Raw genomic sequence first — 20,331 nt, 5'->3', positions numbered from 1 at the left:
AAAATAACTTACTGTTAGCTATACTGATATTTCAAAACGATAATAATAATTGCTTGGACCTTATGTGAAAAATTTTAACTCTAAAAATCATTCCATTATTTTTTACATTATGTTTGCTTTAGCATATTTTTTAGTCGGCATAGCACTCACTAAACTTGCTTTTAACTCGCAAATAATTCCAATTTGGTTACCTGCCGGCATAGCCTTAGTTGGTTGTTATATTTGGTGGTGGCGCTTTATCCCGCCTTTATTTATAGCGGCAATTGCATTTAATCTAAATATTTTTAATAATTCAGTACACGAATTGGTACTAGTAGGTAATTCATTTAACGAGGCTATGTATATTGCCTTTGGCGTTGTAGTACAAGCCATGGTAGGTGGAGCACTTTTAAAGTATTGGCTTGGGCATCCACTACGCTTTAAAAATCGTAAGAGTATAATTTACTTTATTCTAGTGGTAGTTATATTAGTCAGCCTAATATCGGCCAATTTTGGTGTATTCGCACTGAGTCAATTTAATACTGCTTATAGCATTGATAATCATTGGAAAAATGTTATTTACTGGTGGCTTGGTGATACATTAGGGGTGTTAATTGCAACTCCGTTTTTACTTTCTTTATTACCACAAAAGTCTAATCAACATACTATATCGGCATTTCCGACAATTGCAGTATGCTCAGTTTTATTTTTATCAGTCGCGGTAACAACACAATTATACGATCAGGAAAATCGTATAAGCACTATTAAAATTGCCGAACGTGAAGTCCACGTTATAGAAAACAGCCTTTATAGATATACAAATCGTAGTATTATTGCAGTGCAGAGCTTAGCAAGTCAGGTTCAATCATCTCCCATGCTGAGCCAGCAAGATTTTTATTCTTATGCTAGTCAGTTACTAACTCAATACGAGTTTATTAACGCTTTATCGTGGAATGCAAAAATACCTCAAGATCAACGCGAAGTCTTTGCTCAAGAAATATCAAACATTTACCATTTAGATATTGATATAGTTGGCGAACCTCTTGAAATTAACGATCCCCTTGTTATAGTAAAATACATAGCTCCTTTTAATGGTAATCAAAAAGCTATTGGCTTTAATGTATTTTCAAACCCTGATCGAAAAAACTCTCTGCTTAACCCCGCTATAAAGTACATGCCAGTCGGAACTAAAATAATTCAGTTGGTGCAAACCAAACAACCTAAACCAGCCTATTTATTATTTGCCCCTGTGTACTCCCAATATAACGATGAAAAAACAATTAAAGGCTATGCCACTGGTATATTTTTAGTGCGTAGTATTATTGAGCAGGCCATTTCTAAAGAACAGTCTGATATGTTTTCGATTGGTATATACGAAGATACAAACACACCGCCGTTTTATAGTAATTACTCTCAAGATGTTCAGCAAGCCAAAGGCAGCCGTTTAATGTCGTTTGACGTGGACTTTGCAGGGCAAAAATGGATTGTAAAACTAGCCCTTAAAGAAAGCTTTTTAACACAACATAATAGCCAACTAACTCTATTATTGCTCATACTTCAAGTTGCCGTATGTTCTTTAATTTTAATGGTTTTACTGCTGTTTAATCAGCAACAGATTGCACTTACACGTCAAGTTGCAGAGCGTACACACTCACTCGCACAAGCAAAGCAGCAGTCTGATTTAGCTAATCAGGCTAAAAGCCAATTTTTAGCGAATATGAGCCACGAAATACGTACACCATTAAACGCCGTTATTGGTTTTTCTTCACTTGCTCGAGAAACAGACAGTGCAAGTACACTCATTGGCTATTTAGATAAAATAAACTCATCATCTAAAAGTTTATTAAACTTAATTAACGACATTCTTGATATATCAAAAATAGAATCCCAAAAGTTAGTTATTGAATCTATTGCATTCGACCTAGGTGCCTTAATAACACGCATAGACAATATGTTTGAACAAAGCGCACTTAACAAAGGTATTAACTGGCAAGTTAACTCAAAGCTACCTTTAAATACCTGGTTTATTGGTGATCCTATGCGAATTGAGCAGGTATTACTTAATTTATGTAGTAACGCGATTAAATTTACAAGCCAAGGCAGCGTTACTTTAAACATAGAAACAGAGTTTACTGCCGCCAATAAAGTACAGCTCGTTATAAACGTTAGTGATACCGGAATAGGTATAAAACCAAGCCAGCATAAAAAATTATTTAACGCATTTACCCAAGCTGATAGTTCTACCTCAAGGCAGTTTGGCGGTACAGGGCTTGGCTTAACAATAGCAAAAGAGCTAAGCCAATTAATGGGGGGAGAAATAGCCCTTAAAAGTGAAGTAGATAAAGGCTCTACTTTTACATTTTCAATGCGATTAGAAACAACAGAGCCTAAAAAAGAACATGTTATTACATTTGATAATACTAATATTACTTCGCTAGACATTTTGGTCGCAGAGGATAACCCAGTAAATCAAATGGTTATTAAAGCGATGCTTGGCTCGCTGGGGATTGTGCCGTATATAGTAGAAAACGGTGAGTTGGCGGTCGATATAGTGAAAAAACAACATTTTGATTTAGTCCTTATGGATTGCCAAATGCCTATAATGGATGGCTATAGAGCAACGGCCCTGATCCGCCAGTTTAAAACCGAACAAGAACTCCCGATTATTGCTTTAACTGCCGACGTAATGCCAGAGGATAAAGCACATGCACAAGCAGTTGGATTTAATCAACATCTTGCAAAACCGCTTGAACTCATTAAGCTAACCGAGTGTCTTGTCCAATATGCAGAAGTTAATGAACAATAGTGGTTTAATTTTAAGAATAGTTTTAAGAGTATTTTTTGGTTTTGTTTTAAGTCTTTTTTCTCATACAGCTGTCGCTCAAAACTGTATATCGCAGGCGAGCGACTTTAAATTTATAACAAAAAGTAAGCAACAAGGCTTATTACGCTTTGAAAATGAGCACAACCACCAGCGCTTTAATTACCACGCCATTTTACCATTTAACGATTACTTAGATTTTGCATATAAACATATAAATAAAGCCAATCCACGTGCAAATATGCCATGCCCTGTTATTACACAAACGTATCAGCAATTAGTAACACAAGGTAAGCGAAAACCTGACCCTACTATTGCAGATATTATTGCTCCTTTTGAGCTTACGCATCCAAACAGCAATAAAGTTGCGCTATTAGTCCACGGACTAACTGACTCCCCCTTTACGTATCACGATTTAGCACAAGTGTATTATCAGCAAGGCTATACTGTGCGTACTATTTTATTACCAGGACATGGAAGCGCCGCAAGTGCTTTACTCAATGTAGACGTTAGCCAATGGCAACAAGCAATAAAATACGGTATTGAACGCTCCGTACAAGACTTTGATGAGGTGATACTCGCAGGTTACTCTACCGGTGCAGCGTTACTTATTGATTACGCAACCAAACACACTGTATCCCCTAAAATTAAAGCGCTTATGCTTTATTCGCCAGGCTCCGAGCCACATAATAAGTACGGCTGGATAGCAAAGTGGATTGATGCCATACCCTTTGTTAATTGGATTGATAAAGACGCCGATGTAGACTTTGCTAAGTATGAGTCATTTCCTTTAAATGCAGCTGCCGCTTCGTACGATGCAATGTCACTTGCAAGCGTAAGTAGCTTAAACAAACGCCCTGCACTTAAATTACCTATTTTTAGTGTACTTAGCGATATTGATACCACGATAGATACGCGTGCCACGCTAAAATTATTAAGTGCATTACACCAAGGTAATTCAATCAAATATAAGCCACTCGATACTTTAGTACTTTATGGAAGTACTGATATTTTACCGCCAGACTTTGCTAGTGACTACACAGTAAATAATCCGCAATGCACAACACCTCAATGTAAAAAGGTTCATGGTATATCGCATATTGCTGTTGTTAACTCACCGCAAAATCCACATTATGGAATTAACGCAACTTATCGCAATTGTGGCAGCTTTATTAACGACGAGCCCCTATATAAAACATGTAAAACAACTAAAAACCCACAACTAGGAGAGCGTACAAGCGCCAACTTAAAACACTATCCGGCTTTACAGCGCTTAACTTATAATCCTCATTTTACCGAGCTTAAAATGCAAATTAGTACGTTTATTAAAAACGTAGAACAGCTTAGAACAACTACAAGGTAAGTAGTCATGGGAACGTTTTCGCACCAATGGTTTAGCAGTATTAATGAGATTGATCAGGCGCAGTGGCAACGTTTATTTGGTGATGAACCATTTACTCAACATGCTTTTTTATATGCCCTTGAACAAAGCCAATGCGTAACACAAAAAAGTGGTTGGCAGCCCCATCACCTCGCTATTTTTGAAAGTGATACGCTCGTTGCACTTGCACCTGGGTATTTAAAAAGTCATTCATACGGCGAGTATGTATTTGACTGGGCATGGGCTGAGGCATACGAAAAACACGGTTTAGAATATTATCCCAAGTGGCTATCTGGCATTCCTTTTAGCCCTATTGAAGGCAAGCGCATTGCTATCGAGCACGCTAATCCAAATGCGGTATATCAATACATTACAGAGCAACTTAGCTTACACAGTGCTGAGCAAAGGTGGTCGGGATGGCATGTTAACTTTTGCGATCAAGCTCAAGCAACATCATTAACTGAGCAACACGCCATGTTAAGAGTGGGTGTGCAATTTCAGTGGTTTAATAAAGGTTATGAATCCTTTGACGACTTTTTGCAGATGCTTAGCTCACGAAAACGTAAGTCACTTAAAAAAGAGCGAGCTAAAATAGCGCAACAGAACATTGATATTGAATGGCTGCAAGGGGCGCAAATTACGCCCGAGATAATGCAATTGTTTTGTGAGTTTTATCAGCGTACCTATTTAAAGCGCTCTGGTCATTTGGGCTATTTAAATATGGAGTTTTTTACGCTTTTACATGCCTTAATGGCTAACAGTCTCGTTATTATGCTGGCCAAAAAAGACGATAACGTGATTGCTGCAACACTTAGTTTAGTAGGTAAAAATACGCTTTATGGGCGCTACTGGGGAGCAAGTGAGGAAGTAGATTCGCTGCACTTTGAATTGTGTTATTACCAAGGTATTGAGTTTGCAATAAAGCATAAACTCAACTGTTTTCATTCGGGTGCACAAGGTGAGCACAAGATAGCACGCGGATTTGAACCCGTACTTACCTACTCTGCTCACCATATTGTTGATGGCGACTTTAGTAATGCAATAAGCGACTACTTAAAGCGTGAACGCGGCCATATTGATATATATAAAGAGCAATGTAGCTCATTACTGCCGTTTAAAAACGAGTAACTGATTATTTGCAGGCATGGCTGTATCGCTAATAAGCGTAAGCCCTGCTTGCTTAGCTAGTTGTTCAACTGCTTCAAAATCTCTTATTCCACTTAACGGATCGCGCTCTGTTAAAAAGGCACTAAAGTCATCATTACTTGGGCTGGTAAATTCACCTTGGTATTTGAATGGCCCATAAATACACAACATACCGTCGCTATTTAAGTGGCGTTTAACACCGTCAAAAAAACGCTCAACTAATTGCCAACTTACAATATGAAATGTGTTTGCAGTATAAATAGCGTCAACTTTATCTATTGGCCACTCATTATTTAAATCAAGCTCAAATGGTGCATGTAAATTAGTTGAATTAGCTTCGCGGTGCCATAAATTAATCCCTTCGTGGTTTATAGCACGATCACTTGTATGCCATTGTAAATGTGGTAATTGCTCTGCAAAAAAAACACTATGCTGGCCGGTTCCTGAGCCAACTTCGAGTACTGTTTTAGTATTTTTTAATACGGTTTTTAATTGCTTTAAAATAGGAGCTTTATTGTTTTCACAGGCTTGTGAAAATGGCTTTGTCATTACTGTGCACCAAAATTGTAGATTAATGCACAACAGTAAAGCAAATTTAGCTTATTTTGTCGTGATGAAAAAAAGATAATTTTTAAACATTATAACTATCATATGGTTGAGTTAATTTATTATGATTGGTACGTAATATGCTTTTATATAACTAACCCACTAAAGGGTTTAACTTATATTAAATTTCAAAGGATAAAATTATGCATATACCCCCTTATACCGCTGTAGACGCAGCTATTGCTATAACCGAAAAAACCACCGACGATCATAGTTACGCCGTTGATATGAGAGCTACAGTAATCGATTTACTTTCGCACCCTAAACATAATCAACAGGCGATGACCAAACATGAAACAGATCAGATATTTATTCTTGGCTACAATTAAAACTCAAATTAGTATCGCAAATAATTTTTATAATAACTGTTTACACTGAAACCGATTAAATGTAATGATAACTATTATCGTTAACTTAAGTCGGTTTTTTTATGTCTTCAAATTATGCCCAGCATCGTTACCATCAAGAACTCTCTTGCCATTGCTTAAGACCTGGCCTGCATGCACCCATGCTCGTTGCCGATTACATAGAAACCGCCCTTAACGTCGCCAAAAAATTTGAGCAACAACGTAATCCCTTGCTTCAAGAGTTTTATCTTAGACGCACACACCATGAAATTATGAACAAAATGTGCGACCCTCTTATACATAATGCTATTCGTAAACAATGTTTAGAGCAGTTATACAAACCTTTATTAGCACTAAAACGGTTTTATAAAGTGCATAACAATACTGCACAATTTTTAATACTTGAGCGTGAAGCTCGTATTCTTAGTCACGAATTCAACCCTTTTTAAGGAGCACACTTATGAGCAACTTTAGAACAGAATCAGACAGCATGGGCGAGCTACAAGTACCTACTGATGCGCTCTATCAGGCGCAAACACAACGAGCAGTTAATAACTTTGCCATTAGTGGCTTATCTATGCCAAAGCAATTTATCACTGCACTGGCTTATATAAAACAAGCTGCTGCGCAAAGTAACTGCGAGCTTGGCCATTTAAGCAAAGCTAAAGCCGATGCTATTGAGCAAGCTTGTCAAAGTATCATTGATGGCGAGCATGTTGAGCATTTCCCCGTTGATATTTTTCAAACTGGTTCAGGCACAAGCTCAAATATGAATGCCAACGAAGTTATTGCAACGCTTGCTAGCCGATTAGGCAGTGAAAGCATTCACCCTAATGATGATGTAAACATGGGGCAAAGCTCTAACGATGTAGTCCCTACTGCTATCGCACTCAGTAGCGCAATAAATGTAGTGTATAAATTACTTCCTTCGCTTGAAAACTTATCGCAAAGCCTGGAAAAGAAAAAAGCTGAAGTAGGCCATATAGTTAAAACGGGCCGTACGCATTTAATGGATGCAATGCCTGTAACGTTTGATCAAACACTAAGTGCATGGCAGTCACAAGTTAATCATGCCGCAGCAGGAATTAGACATAGCTTAGAGCGTGTATGCGAACTTGCACAAGGCGGTACAGCCGTTGGAACAGGAATAAATGCCGACCCTAAATTTGCAGCAAAATTTACAGAAAATCTGAGTGCCAATGTAGGTATTAGATTTACGCCCAGTAGTAACTTTTTTTATAATATAGGTTCACAAGACGCCATAGTCGCGCTTTCGGGGCAATTAAAAGTACTCGCTGTAGCACAAATGAAAATAGCGAATGACCTACGCTGGATGAATTCAGGACCACTTGCGGGCTTAGGTGAAATAGAGCTTGAAGCACTTCAACCGGGCTCGTCTATTATGCCAGGTAAGGTAAACCCAGTAATACCAGAAGCCGCAGCCATGGTAAGCGCACAAGTTATTGGCAACGACGCCACGATTACCGTAGCAGGCCAAGCGGGTAATTTTGAGCTAAACGTTATGCTGCCAGTCATTGCGTATAATATTTTACAAAGCATAGAATTACTTGCCAATAGCGCGCAGGCATTGGGCGATAAAGCCATTGCCAGCTTTAAGGTAAATCAGCCTAATATAGATAAAGCGCTCGCTAAAAATCCAATTTTAGTGACGGCACTTAATCCGGTGATCGGTTATGAAAAAGCAGCAAAAATAGCAAAGCAGGCTTATAAAGAAGCCCGCCCTATTATTGATGTAGCCGAACAAGAAACTGATTTACCACGCAGTGAACTCGAAAAACTACTTAACCCCACCAAACTAACGCAGGGTGGACTTTAACAAAACGGTATTTTTCACGGCTTTAATTACTTGATAATATAGTTTTTATTGCCGTAAAAAATGCACCGTGTATGATAGTGATGAATATTTCATCACTATCAAGGTTTGTTATGCGTACCCCATTGTTAGCCATACTTTTACCACTGTGTTTAACTGCATGCTTAGATAAAGCACCCACTGAAACGCAGCAAGTAACAATCACCTCAGAAGCTGAAGCACCAAAGCAAGAGCTACAAAAGCTAAAAGAAAACACTCAATTACAAGAAAATACTAAAAAGAACGTAGTTGCTGAAAAAATACCAAAAGCTGATTTAAAAAACGTTTCAATAGACGATATAAAAACAGCTAAAACCGAATTAAATACGCTAATTACAGATAAGCAATGTGATACCAGCACCCAATGTAGAGTAAGTGCAGTAGGCAGTCGCGCATGTGGTGGGCCAAGCAGCTTTGTTGTGTACTCAACAAACACCGCGTCTGAGGAACAAGTAGCTGTCCTTAGCGATAAAATTACTAAGCTTGAAAGTAGTTATAATTCACAAAAAGGGATGATGAGCATTTGTCAGCATTTAACAACGCCAAGCACGCAGTGTGTTGAAAATAAATGTGTTAAACTTGAAGGCTCAGCGGTAAGTGCATTTTAAGGATAACGTTATGAGATGTTTACCATCGGCAATTAAACTATCAATTTTAAGCATTGCTAGCAGCATTTTATTACTAAGTGGTTGTGCTAGTACTGTGACGTCAAATGAGCAAAGTAAAAACTTATCTGACTTAAACTATGATCTGAATAACATGGTGAGTAATAATAGCTGCACTGCAAGCTTTCAGTGCAAAGTACTTGAAGTGGGCGCCCGCTCATGCGGCGGACCGAGTAAATATGCTGTTTATTCAACGCTAAACACATCTCAAGAAGAAGCAGAACAGCTTGCTCAACAAATAACAAAACAAGAAAACATACAAAATAAAGCACAAGGCTTAACTGATTGTTCTCCTGTACTTGAAGTGCAATCGCTGTGTATTAACCACCAATGCCAGTCGTTTGATATAAAATAAAAACGGCCGCGTATAAGCTAATTTCAGCGTTAACTTAAATACGGAATTAACGCTGAAATTACTACCACCAGTACCACGCAAATACCCGCTTTAATAATGTATTTCATGGGCATTGTTTTAAGCACCCAATATGCATAAATAAAACGTACAAAATAACTCGCCGCAGTACCAAACAACGCAAAAATAATTAAGTAAGCAATTAAAACAATATTCATAAAAACCTAATTAAATTATTTCACTTTTTTATTTTTAGTGTGAGCTATTAATAAATCAGCTACTTGTTGTTTTACGGCTCGCTTATCATCGCTTTGTACATCAAAGCGACTGGCTAGTTGCGCTATTTCATCATCATTTAAGTTAAACGATAAACGTTGACGCGTTTTTTTAGACTTTACGTCTAAGCCAAGTATTTTTCGGATCATATCTGACGGCGTTAGCTCTTGATCAATTGCCTGCTTTTTTATCAGCTTTTGAACTTCGCTGCTTAGATCGAATGCCATTTGTGTGGCACGTACAGCTTGTTCCTGACGTAACCACTTATCTTTAGCATCACTCACTTAGCATCTCCGGGAAACAAGTCTACAATGTCTGACATTGGACGCATGAGCGTTAGCGATACTTCGGTTTCGCCGCCATCCCAAATTTCGATATTTAAACCAAAGCCTTCATTATCTGACGCTAAGCAAATCATTTCACATGGCTCACCACCTTCTTGCTCATAGCGAGGCAAAGTTTGGTTGCGGTAATCTTTATTATGGAAATAACACACATAAGGCGACTCGCTTTGTTGATAGCTTTTAGCTAAAAACTGCATAAAGCGCTCTGGTGTATTTTGCACTGTAATGTGGGTTAACGACTCTTCATCAAAAATACGCGCAAACTCATCAAGGCTAAATATCTCTTCAACTTCGTTTCGCTGAATTTTAATAGAAAAGTTAGCCCACTCTTCGCCGTCATCTTGCTCAATTTGTAAAAATACAACTTGGCCACTATTTGTCTCAAGTACAAATTCAGTATCACTACTGTGCTGATATTGGTAAGTCTGAATATCAGTAACACGTAATGTTTCACCCTTTAACCATGCAGGATAGGCAAATGAGTCAATAACGCTAAACATGTCGCCTTTTTTAAGATCGCTCGGATGATTAAGTTGACGTTCTGGCTCTTTTTTAGATTTGAAAAAATTAAACATAGGAAGGCTGCCTTTTAAGCAAAAAAGGTAACTGAGAAAAACTCGGTTACCTTTTTAAAGTATAAACGTAATGGTTAGCTATTTTGCTTCGCTTTGATGCGAGCTAAAATATCAGCGCTTTTTGGACTTGTGTCGCCAATGCCTGCTTCAGCCATTTTTGCTTTTAAGTCATCGCCATTTACGTCTGACTCAAGTTGCTTTGCAGCACCAAGCTGGTCACTTCGATCTTGTTGGCGCTGTTTAATGCGTTCAAGCGATTGACGAGCCGATGTCATAGACGAGCTGTTTGTATTAAGCGTGCTATTAACAGCCATTGTTGCTTGCTGTACGCTTTCAGTGGTTTTAACCATTGTAAGCTGACGCTGATTCTCTTTAATCGATTTTTCAGCATCTTTAACTTGCTGCTTAAGCGCAACAATGTGATTGCTAAAGCCAGACAATACTTGCTCGTTTTCAGCTTTTTCAGCTTCAAAGTCACCAATTTTTTCTGCAATTTCTAATGCTAATGCTTCGTTGCCCTTTTCAAGAGCTTGGCCTGCATACGCTTCATGTTCAGCGATTGATGCATCTACAGCGCTAATTTTACGCTTAGTTTGCATTTCTTTAGCCATTACTTCAGTAAGGCTTTTTTTAGCTCGGTGAAGTGCATTTTGCGCGTCTGCAATTTCTTGCTCAAAAATACGGATGCCATTTTTGTCTACAATTGCTTCGCCTGCTTCACGAGCGCCGCCACGTACGGCTGTAAATAATTTTTTTAAAATACTCATAATCTTAACTCCACTAACTAGCTATTAATCGTTTAAATACAAGGTCACGGCTTCTAGTGCATCGATAGCGTTATCGGCTAATGTCACTAGTTCGTGGGTAACGTCATCTAATGATGAATTTACCGACAGTGCACCAAAAATCGCGTATTTGTTATCGATTTTAGCAAATGCACTCAGTGGAATTGGCACGTTTAAACGTAATAATGTTTCGTTTAATTCGTCGCGTAATTCACTTTTAACTTCATCTTCGTCAAACAAGTAGCTAATACATAATAACTGCTCTTGCGTTTGCGTAACAAAAATTGGAAGTTCATCATTTCCATCAACAATGACTTGTAAAACATCTTGCTCGCCAGGGTTGGCAATCAAGAAAGACTCAAAGTTAGCGCCTTCGGTTTCACAAGAAGCTAATTTTATTGAAAGTTCATTTAATTCCATGTCTCTGCCTTTTGTCGTTTGACATATTATGTCTGAGTTAAGATTCTCATGGTCGACATATTATGTCAACCATGTTTTATTAGTTTTTATACAATTCGCTTTCTATTTGCCATGCAGTTCGGTAGTAATCATACAACTGACCAGATCCTAACCTATTGACCTCAATACTTTTAACTTGTTCAAAGTAGTGGTTAGGAAATACAAAACTTGCCAATAAATATTCTTTACTAATCCACCTTGATGGCACAGGCATAGCCGTCGTATCATTAATACGACCACTGGCCGACTGCCCCATTTTAGTGGCTATAGTCCAGCCCCACTGCCCAAACGAAGGTATGTTTTGCTGATATTGCTCAACATAACCAAACCCTGCAGCTTTAACCGTTTTACCTATACTTAAAAATGCTTTTTTAGCATGATAAGGTGAGGTTGATTGAACCGCCATTGCGCCATCGGGTGCTAATAACTGCCGTACATGATTATAAAAGTAATCACTGTACATTTTATTTAGATCAGGATGATTAGGGTCAGGTAAATCAATTAAAATAGTGTCGAACTGCTTAGCTTGGTCAAGTAGCTTTTCAACTTCTAAAAATGCATCACCCACAATTATGTTGGCTCGCGAGTCATGCATCGATTTATTGTTTAGCTGTAGTAATCGCTTATTGATGTGCTCTGGCGGCGTAAAGTCACCGTCTTTATGACCAAATAAATTGAGTAGTTGCGCGTCTAAATCTATTAGCGTTACTTCACTTACAGGCCACTTTAAAACATCTCTAAGTGCAAGCCCGTCACCACCACCAATTATTAATACACGGTCGTGTCTGTTAGAGGCAAGCATTGCAGGGTAAACCAGCATTGAATGATATATTTGCTCATCAATACTTGAGAACTGTAAACGCCCATTTAAATATAAATCGGTAATTGGCTGAGGTTGGTTTTTGCTTAATCTTTCGGTTAAAACTACGTGTTGGTATTTAGTTGCTTGCGAATAAATTACTTTATCTTTGTATAAAACATTACTTAGGTTGTTCATCCAGCTACTGCCAAATACTAAAATAAAGCCAAATAATGCCAGTAATACTATATGGCAAACTAAAAGTGCCTTAGCAAAGCGCACATGGGTATGGTAGCGCCATAAAAACGCGAGCCCCGCAATGATATTAAATAACGCCGTCCACGCTGCAGCTTGCATTATAGGCATTGAGAGCATGATACTTACCCAAATGGCTGCACCAATACCAGCACCAATATAATCGGCACCATAAATAGTCCCTGCGTTGTTTTCTAAAAAACGGCCATAAACGTGCTGACGAATGCGCGCTATAAGCGGTATTTCCATACCAATAAATAAGCCCAGTATTAAACCAAAAACATAAGGTAGAAAACGTGACCACTCTTGTAGCTTTTGAAATACGTAACCATTAAGTACAACATCAGGGGGTAAATTAAAAATGCTCGAAAATAAATGAGGAAGAGAATAACTAACTGCTATTACACCCGCTATCGCTAAAATGCAGCCCATGCCAACCAAAGCAATAATGCTTTCTAGCCAAGCAAAAGCGGTAAATGCATCTTTAAACCAACGCGCTAAAAAAGCGCCTAAGCCCATTGCTACAATCATAGTACCGATCATGGCGTAAATAGCGCTCTCTACCGAGCCAAGTACACGGCCCGCATAATGAGACAGTAAGTATTCATAAATAAGGCCGCACCCAGCAAGCACGGCCATAACAGTAATAAGTAGTATATCGTGCCCAAGTAAGCGAGACTTACTTGGGCTAGTTGTGGTTGATGACACTGATTATGCGCCTAGTAATGTTGCCATAGTGATACCTACAGCAAATGATACTGCTGCAGAAATAGTAGCTACACCTACATTTTTTTGACGATTAACTTCATCGGAAATATCGCAACCAGATAAAATTATTTTAATTGTCACTAAGTGCAAAATAATAAATGCAACAAGGCTCACTACTGCGCTAATAGCCCAGTATAGTAAACTCGCATTAATATTATCAGCCGCGTAAGGTGCAACACCCGTTGCTGCTGTAATAGCTAATGCACTACCGACTAAAAATCCAGCGTAACGAATACCCACAGCTAAGTTACCATCAACAATTGCTTGTTGTAGGCAGTCGCCACTTTTATTTGTACGCTTAAATAACTGCACTCGGTACTGGCTAACAAGTAGTAATACAACACTACCTATAATAAAGGCGGCAATTACAATTGGAAGACCATGCCAGCCGTCAGTAGCCACCCATAAAAGAGCTGAGCGAATAACGATAGCAACACTGACAACATGGCCAAAATCAATTATTGAAGCTGTAACGTTACCTTTAACGATTTCGTCGTGCAGGCTTACTTTACGAAGAGCTACTTTATCTTGAAAAAAGTGACCCAACTTAATCAGTACAATTGCTAATGCGCCATAAGCTAACATTTGCAGTGCTTCTTGTTGCAGTGTTGCAGCAAAAGCTCCGCTACTTACACCCGTTAATACAATCGCCAGTGCCACTAAGCCAGCGGCAAAGCTAATCCCAAAAGCAAAGTTATCACGCTCTGTTATTTCATCATTTGCATGTAAGTTTGAAACCCAGCCTTTTATATATTTAAGGCTTACAAATAATAAAACAATAATTGCAAAATCAATCGCCAGCGCTTGCAGTGACCACATAGTTATTCCATTAAATTCATACATATTATTCTAACTCCAACTTTATTCTTTTACTTACCACGGCTCACGCCACGAGAGGTTCTGCTACCGCTATCACGCACCGATCCTGAGCTATTGCTATAACTGCTCGAACGAGAATAACTACTGCGGCTTTTTGCTGGCGTATAACTACTACGGCTTAAACCTGATGCACCTGTTTTTTTACTCGCATAAGGACTGGTAAACTGCTTACCTTGGCGTTGGTATGTTTGGCGCGTGCGTGTTTCTAAAGCGCTTTGGGTTTTAATTTGTTTAGGGCTTGAATAACGCGAACGGCCATAGTCATTGTAATAGCTATACTTTCGGCGCTTACTCCAGCTTCCGTATTCAACACGATCAAATACATCACCTAAAATACGGTACATTCCGTACCATTGCCAAAAGCTAATACCGTTACTATTTGATTGCCAGTTACCATAGTTTGGGTTACCTACCATTTGGTTACCAACACCCTCACCTTCAGCTTGCTTACTAATTGCGCCTACACGCGCTAAAGTGCCTTTCGACATATCTGCTAGCATGTTAATAGGATCGGTTAACGCATCAGAAAATAGCGTAGGTTTAGATGCATCACGCAACAAATCAATGCTATGTAACGTATCTTCGTAAGGAGGAATTAAGTAAGTTCCTTTAATATCTTTAAGTCGCTGTGTTAAGCCACTATAAAGTGCGCCTTGGCGCGTTGCATCAAGGGTAATTACATCAACAACTTTTGTAAGCTCTGGTTGTTGTTTTTTAAGAAGCTCGCCATATTCTTTAAGTAACACAGCATTGCGTACACTTCCATTATCGAGTGCAGTACCAAGCTGAGACAGCTCCGTATCTACCTTTTTAATAGACTCTTGAATTGTTTGTTGCAGCTGCTCTTCTTTCGATTGACAACCCATAAGCACTGCGAACAAACAAAACAGGCTTATAAGTTTCCAAGCTTTAATATTCGACATTCATGTCACCTGATTTACTAAATTAACTCAGGTAGTTTTACACAGGTCACTTATTAAACCAAGAATGAAATTGCAACAAAGTAAGTCAGTACAAAATTAAATAAACAGCTATATTTAGTATATGAATTTAAAAGCATTCTTAATGTTAGATTTTTAGTGCTAAAAAGGGCGAAGTAAGTAACTTTTTTTGTAATTATGGATTGTCTGATTACATAATAATAACTAAAACATAATTAAATGACGGTTAAGGGTTAAATTTGATGCTTCATAGTATTCGGTATAAATTTATTATAATAACAACAGTTTTAATTATATTTAGCGCAAATTTAGTTTTCTTCCTCGCGATTAATGAGCACGAAGATTTGTATCGTCAATCTGTTAAACAAAACTTAGATGCAATGTCTTCAAACATTTCCGATAGTTTATTACGCGTTATGTCTGAGCAAGTTGACTTGTTCTCCATAACTACCGAATTGCTCGGTTTTGATCGATACGAACATATTAAGTTTGTAAATGTATTTGATGCTGACTGGCAGTTAATTCAGTCATACGTGCGCCCTAACTATCTATATCTAGAGAACTTCAAACCTGAACTCGTCAGTATTCAACCTAAAGATTTACCTTACGCGGTTACAATAACCAATGAAGGACTAGTTGCCTTAAAGGCAATTGGGGAGGAACAGTTTCCTATTGGGTATTTACTCATTGTACAAGACTTTAAAAAACCATTAGATGAAAGTAAGGTTAGCCTTTTTTACAGTGCAGCACCCTTTGTAGTTTTAATTATTGTACTCACCATTATTATTTCATTTTGGATATATCAGCGTTTATTAAGCCCACTTTTAAAGCTCTCAGAATTCACACAGAAAGTAGAAAAATCAACAAATTATAAGCTTCAATATCAAGTAACTGGACACGATGAAGTATCTCAACTTGGTAATGACATTAATACATTACTACAAACAATTGACTCCCAAGTTCAAACCAATCATAAACACACCGCACAGCTTTTAGTACAAACACATTCAATGGAGCGCCTCGCTAACTACGATATATTAACAGGCCTACCTAACCGCATGTTTTTTATGGAGCTGCTTAAACTTGAGTTAGCTAGTAGTAAAAGTAACGACCAAGACATTGCAATTATGTTTTTTGACGTTGATAGCTTTAAAGGGGTTAACGATACACTTGGCCATGAAACCGGGGATATGCTTTTACAAGCCGTCGCAAATAAAGTGAAAAGCCATCTGCGAAGTAGCGACATAATTGCGCGATTAGGCGGCGATGAGTTTTTAATTATGCTACCTAATATCACTGAGCAGTCTATCGTTATAGATATCGCCGAAAGTATCATTGAGGGTATGAAAGAGCCGTTCACTATAAACGAATGGGACGTACCAGCAGGTATTAGTATTGGTATAGCGAGTGCCAAAGAAGCTAAATTTGATATAAATACGTTCATTAGTAATGCTGATATTGCAATGTACACATCAAAAGAAAAAGGCAAAGGTGCATATACCGTTTTCCATCATAAGATGCTTGAAGATAACAAACGAAAATCGCAAGTCGCTAACTTAATAACTCATGCAATAACACAAAATGAATTTGAGTTATTTTACCAGCTTAAAATGTCGAGTACAGGAGAAGCCAAAGGTTTAGAAGCCTTAATAAGATGGCAAAGTGAAAAGCTAGGCTTTGTTTCTCCTGGTGAGTTTATACCTATTGCGGAACAAGCAGGTAAAATAAAAGCGATTACTCAATGGGTTATCACACAAGTATTTAAAGATATGCAAATGCTAAAACAACTTATGGGGAACAATGTACTCGTCTCCATGAACCTTTCAAGCCATGACTTAAAAGATCATAACTTCATTCATACTGTAAAAAGTAAACTACTTGAACATAGCGTAAATATTTCAAACATTCAGTTTGAAATAACAGAATCAAGCTATTTAGAAAATTTTGAGAACGCTAATAAATTTTTTAATCAAGTAAAAGCTATGGGCGGCTCGATTGCATTAGATGATTTTGGCACTGGTTACTCTTCATTGAGTTATCTTACTAAAATTGAAATTGATACATTAAAAATAGATCGAATGTTTGTAAATCAATATGCAAGCTCAGCAAAAGACACTGCGGTATTACAAGCAATACTCGATTTAGGCCAGCGCCTTGGTTTGAAAATATGTAGCGAAGGGATTGAAACAGCCGATCAAGCTAACTACCTAGTATCACATGGTAGTGATGAAATGCAGGGCTATTATTTTGCAAAGCCAGTGTGCATTGCACAACTACCACAAGCAATTGAACGAGCAGAAACATTATTTAAAGAACTAACAATAACTACAAAATAACTCAGTGCAATTGATGCTTTTTCTAACTAAACGACTTACTTTTAATTTAGTGAAATTATGGTGAGCTCTTTAGGTATAGTGATCCCTGCAGGAAGGTAAGCTACTGAGTCCTCAACGGTTAGTAAGTATTCTATAACCTCTTCTGTAGACTCAAACTCAACAGGTGGTTTGCTGCGCCCAGTGAATCGCATTTGGGCCCAATAAGCTTGTATTCTAGATTCAGTAAGACCTACCATCCTAGTATTAAAATTTATTCTAAGCGGATTGCCGACAAATAGGTTAACAGCTTTAAATTGTCTGCTCATAGCTCCACCCATATAAATATGGCGAATTTGTTGCTTACTAAAAGATAAGTTTTGGTCTGTGGTATTTACTACAATAATGACGTTCGAGGACTTTGTATTTTCTGCATAAACTGAAATGCTAATACCAAATAGGCTACTAGCGACTACAAAGAGCATCATAGTTTTTTTAATGTTATTAATAGGTTTAAAAAATATCATTAAAACACCCAATCCAAACCAATAAGATAAAGATTAGTTTTTTTATCAAAATCAGAGTCATCAGGAGTAACAAAAAACGAGTCTTTTACATCGTCGCCTTCTAGCGTTGAAAATTCAGCTTTTAAGGCAAGATTTGGCAACACATCCCAGCGTACACCAACTGTCCAACTCTTAATTGAATCAGGCGTAGATTCATCAAAAATACGATTGTACCCATATGCAAGTTGATCTAAGTCGCTATTAATACCTAACGGAATTTCATTCTCAGCAGAACGAGTTTCAACGTCGCTATCTGCAAATGTTAAGTGATAAGTAAAAGGGGCATAATTAACACCGGCAGTTAAATAATAGCTTTGAATTATAGGCACTATCCCTAGGTCAGTTTTTATGCGGATCCACTCACCTCTAAAAAAATAATCTAAATTATCGTAAATCACACCAAATTGGTCTGCATGTGCTCGACCTTTTGTTTTTACCGAGCTAGCGCTTTTTGTAAAGTTAAGACTATCGAGTACGTTTTCTAGCTGTCTTATCTCATCAATATCAAGCTTGATATTCCCATTATAACGGGAAACTCTAAACTCTAAGTTTTCAATATTAATCTTACCAATAAATCCTAAAAGGTTATCAACTTCAAAGCCCGTTCTTAAGGCGCCAATACCTATATCACCCGACTCTTCACCATAGTAACCTTCAAAGCTCACATCAAAATTTTCTGCACCAAATTTATAAACAGCATCTATGCCATTAAACGTTTTAAATAAATAAGTATCATAAACTTGTTGAGGTGGATTGATCCATGGGTACGCAAAACCAACATCCGAAAAGTCACTCATGGTAAAAAAAGGTGTGCGTAATTTTCCGAGTTTTATTTGAATATTATCCGTCGGTCTATATGTTAAATATAACCACTCTAACCCTGAGTTATCGGAAGCTGTTGTGTTATTGCTTCTTAGCAAAACTTGAGCTGTTGCAGACCACTTATCATCAAACTGATACTCGCCTTGGAATCCAATTAAACTAGATGGAGAAAATTTAATGCTGTCTTCATATCCCTTATATTCGACATTTTTTTCGTCTAAGTAGCCACCAATAACTCGAGCATAACCAGAAAATTCAAACTCATTAGAAAAAGCAGAAAAATGAGTAAGCATAGTGGTAAAAAGTAAGCACCAAGATATTTTATATCGCATCAGAGAAAATTAAATCCTTTGTTGAATTATGCAAAATACAGTGAAGATTAATTATGCTAACGATGAAATAATTCACCTGTTCGGATAATCAATTATTTAATTATTTTAAGTAGCGCATTTTACCGCTATCTAAGTTTAGCTAGCAAAGTCATAACTAGGATTAATCATTATAGTCAATGAATTACATGTTGGAACAATATATGTGTTCTATAAAAACATTAAGCATCTAGGTAATACTATTTACATGGAAAAGCACCTCACCCCTCTTGAATATTACTGAGATAGAGCTTGATTATACTTATATAGATACTTATCAACTAAGTAGGAGATAAAACAGATTCTTAATTCATGTCGTTCACTAGGATTGAGTGTTTAATGTGGGTGTTTGATAAAGCGTAATTGATTTAATTATAATCCGATATATGAAAAACCCACCCAAGCTTTACTTTTTTGCAGACGTAAAAAAGCCCGAATCGTTAGATGTGGGCTCTCTACAATGTGAAGCTTGTGTAATGTCATAGTGCCCACAGCGGTGGAGAGTCATAGTGAAAATGATGCGCACTCATTGCTGAGCGGATATTTTTCATGATTTTAGCGTCGGGAGTCGCTATGCTCGCCCGCCCTACGTGATGCGTATTAATGTGAGTGTGTATTAATTACGCACATTTCACTTTTCTGCAGACGTAAAAAAGCCCGAATCGTTAGATTCGGGCTTTCTACAATTTGAAGCCTGGTAATGTCCTACTTTCACATAGCAAATGCTACACTATCATCGGCGCTGTTTCGTTTCACTACTGAGTTCGGCATGGGATCAGGTGGGTCCAAAACGCTATTGTCACCAAGCAAATTTGGGCGTTAATCCGTATCGCTACGCACTAACTGAATTTGGAAAATATCTGATAATATTTTTTAAGTCTTTCTTAGTAATATCTACTTTAGTTATATTAACTTCTTCGCTTGTTTCACTATCACATAAAACGCGTTTGGCGTTGTATGGTTAAGCCTCACGGGTAATTAGTACAAGTTAGCTTAATGGCTCACACCACTT

Annotated in this window: 20 protein-coding genes and 1 rRNA gene; 9 read left to right on the top strand and 12 right to left on the bottom strand. The window is 37.8% G+C overall.

The window, feature by feature from the left end:
• Positions 1–64 precede the first annotated feature (64 nt).
• From AAEY68_RS09375 to AAEY68_RS09365, 3 genes are read left to right on the top strand one after another with little or no spacing between them, the layout of a single operon-like run.
• Entirely contained in the window at positions 65–2,785 is a 2,721-nt protein-coding gene (locus AAEY68_RS09375; protein WP_350585861.1) for an ATP-binding protein, read from the top strand.
• Positions 2,775–4,163, top strand: a complete 1,389-nt coding sequence (locus AAEY68_RS09370) for an alpha/beta hydrolase (RefSeq protein ID WP_350585860.1) — start codon at positions 2,775–2,777, stop codon at positions 4,161–4,163. Before AAEY68_RS09375 ends, AAEY68_RS09370 begins: the two co-directional genes overlap by 11 nt.
• A 6-nt stretch (positions 4,164–4,169) precedes the next feature.
• Positions 4,170–5,309: a GNAT family N-acetyltransferase gene (locus AAEY68_RS09365; protein ID WP_350585859.1), complete on the top strand. Its 1,140-nt coding sequence runs from the start codon at positions 4,170–4,172 to the stop codon at positions 5,307–5,309.
• Here AAEY68_RS09365 and AAEY68_RS09360 read toward each other — a convergent pair.
• On the bottom strand, positions 5,286–5,876 hold the full coding sequence (locus tag AAEY68_RS09360) for a DUF938 domain-containing protein (RefSeq protein ID WP_350585858.1): 591 nt from the start codon (positions 5,874–5,876) through the stop codon (positions 5,286–5,288). The two genes, AAEY68_RS09365 and AAEY68_RS09360, sit on opposite strands and share 24 nt — an antisense overlap.
• 200 nt (positions 5,877–6,076) lie before the next feature.
• Here AAEY68_RS09360 and AAEY68_RS09355 point away from each other — a divergent pair, with 200 nt between their 5' ends.
• From AAEY68_RS09355 to AAEY68_RS09335, 5 genes are all read left to right on the top strand, one after another.
• Complete coding sequence (locus AAEY68_RS09355; protein WP_010554833.1) at positions 6,077–6,262, top strand: hypothetical protein; 186 nt, start codon at positions 6,077–6,079, stop codon at positions 6,260–6,262.
• Between the two features lie 101 nt (positions 6,263–6,363).
• Positions 6,364–6,729: a hypothetical protein gene (locus AAEY68_RS09350; protein ID WP_231609258.1), complete on the top strand. Its 366-nt coding sequence runs from the start codon at positions 6,364–6,366 to the stop codon at positions 6,727–6,729.
• Positions 6,730–6,740: 11 nt separating this feature from the next.
• A complete protein-coding gene (locus AAEY68_RS09345) occupies positions 6,741–8,117 on the top strand; it encodes a class II fumarate hydratase (RefSeq protein ID WP_350585857.1) in 1,377 nt (458 codons plus the stop codon).
• Positions 8,118–8,227: 110 nt separating this feature from the next.
• Positions 8,228–8,761 (top strand): hypothetical protein, encoded by a 534-nt coding sequence (locus tag AAEY68_RS09340; RefSeq protein ID WP_101216212.1) that lies wholly within the window; start codon positions 8,228–8,230, stop codon positions 8,759–8,761.
• Between the two features lie 10 nt (positions 8,762–8,771).
• Positions 8,772–9,173, top strand: a complete 402-nt coding sequence (locus tag AAEY68_RS09335) for a hypothetical protein (RefSeq protein WP_024592230.1) — start codon at positions 8,772–8,774, stop codon at positions 9,171–9,173.
• Positions 9,174–9,202: 29 nt separating this feature from the next.
• On the opposite strand, the gene AAEY68_RS09330 is transcribed toward AAEY68_RS09335, so the two are convergent.
• From AAEY68_RS09330 to AAEY68_RS09295, 8 genes are all read right to left on the bottom strand, one after another.
• Positions 9,203–9,388: a hypothetical protein gene (locus AAEY68_RS09330; protein ID WP_024592231.1), complete on the bottom strand. Its 186-nt coding sequence runs from the start codon at positions 9,386–9,388 to the stop codon at positions 9,203–9,205.
• Positions 9,389–9,403: 15 nt separating this feature from the next.
• Positions 9,404–9,730, bottom strand: a complete 327-nt coding sequence (locus tag AAEY68_RS09325) for a hypothetical protein (protein WP_010554828.1) — start codon at positions 9,728–9,730, stop codon at positions 9,404–9,406.
• Positions 9,727–10,365, bottom strand: a complete 639-nt coding sequence (locus AAEY68_RS09320; protein WP_024592232.1) for a DUF4178 domain-containing protein — start codon at positions 10,363–10,365, stop codon at positions 9,727–9,729. The genes AAEY68_RS09325 and AAEY68_RS09320 overlap by 4 nt, the downstream gene beginning before the upstream one ends.
• Before the next feature lie 74 nt (positions 10,366–10,439).
• A complete protein-coding gene (locus AAEY68_RS09315) occupies positions 10,440–11,132 on the bottom strand; it encodes a PspA/IM30 family protein (protein ID WP_004335088.1) in 693 nt (230 codons plus the stop codon).
• Positions 11,133–11,156: 24 nt separating this feature from the next.
• Complete coding sequence (locus AAEY68_RS09310; RefSeq protein ID WP_024592233.1) at positions 11,157–11,570, bottom strand: YjfI family protein; 414 nt, start codon at positions 11,568–11,570, stop codon at positions 11,157–11,159.
• A 79-nt stretch (positions 11,571–11,649) separates the two neighbouring features.
• Positions 11,650–13,371 (bottom strand): polyamine aminopropyltransferase, encoded by a 1,722-nt coding sequence (locus AAEY68_RS09305; RefSeq protein ID WP_024592234.1) that lies wholly within the window; start codon positions 13,369–13,371, stop codon positions 11,650–11,652.
• Between the two features lie 3 nt (positions 13,372–13,374).
• Complete coding sequence (locus AAEY68_RS09300) at positions 13,375–14,274, bottom strand: DUF350 domain-containing protein (RefSeq protein WP_024589503.1); 900 nt, start codon at positions 14,272–14,274, stop codon at positions 13,375–13,377.
• Between the two features lie 26 nt (positions 14,275–14,300).
• The gene (locus AAEY68_RS09295) at positions 14,301–15,233 is read right to left on the bottom strand and encodes a hypothetical protein (protein ID WP_007579759.1); all 933 of its coding nucleotides are present in this window, start codon (positions 15,231–15,233) and stop codon (positions 14,301–14,303) included.
• A 362-nt stretch (positions 15,234–15,595) separates the two neighbouring features.
• On the opposite strand from AAEY68_RS09295, the gene AAEY68_RS09290 reads away from it, so the two are divergent.
• Positions 15,596–17,587 (top strand): putative bifunctional diguanylate cyclase/phosphodiesterase, encoded by a 1,992-nt coding sequence (locus AAEY68_RS09290; protein WP_350585855.1) that lies wholly within the window; start codon positions 15,596–15,598, stop codon positions 17,585–17,587.
• 41 nt (positions 17,588–17,628) lie between these two features.
• Here the strand turns inward: AAEY68_RS09290 and AAEY68_RS09285 are convergent, their stop codons facing one another.
• From AAEY68_RS09285 to rrf, 3 genes are all read right to left on the bottom strand, one after another.
• On the bottom strand, positions 17,629–18,090 hold the full coding sequence (locus AAEY68_RS09285) for a hypothetical protein (RefSeq protein ID WP_007579756.1): 462 nt from the start codon (positions 18,088–18,090) through the stop codon (positions 17,629–17,631).
• Positions 18,090–19,283, bottom strand: a complete 1,194-nt coding sequence (locus AAEY68_RS09280; protein ID WP_024592236.1) for a porin — start codon at positions 19,281–19,283, stop codon at positions 18,090–18,092. Before AAEY68_RS09280 ends, AAEY68_RS09285 begins: the two co-directional genes overlap by 1 nt.
• Before the next feature lie 728 nt (positions 19,284–20,011).
• Positions 20,012–20,126 (bottom strand): 5S ribosomal RNA (gene rrf / locus AAEY68_RS09275).
• Positions 20,127–20,331: the final 205 nt, after the last annotated feature.

Source organism: Pseudoalteromonas sp. RB2-MNA-CIBAN-0110, assembly GCF_040309305.1.
Taxonomy (GTDB): Bacteria; Pseudomonadota; Gammaproteobacteria; order Enterobacterales; family Alteromonadaceae; genus Pseudoalteromonas; species Pseudoalteromonas arctica.
Note: the sequence above shows the minus strand (reverse complement) of the source record. Positions and strands in the feature narration are given on the sequence as shown.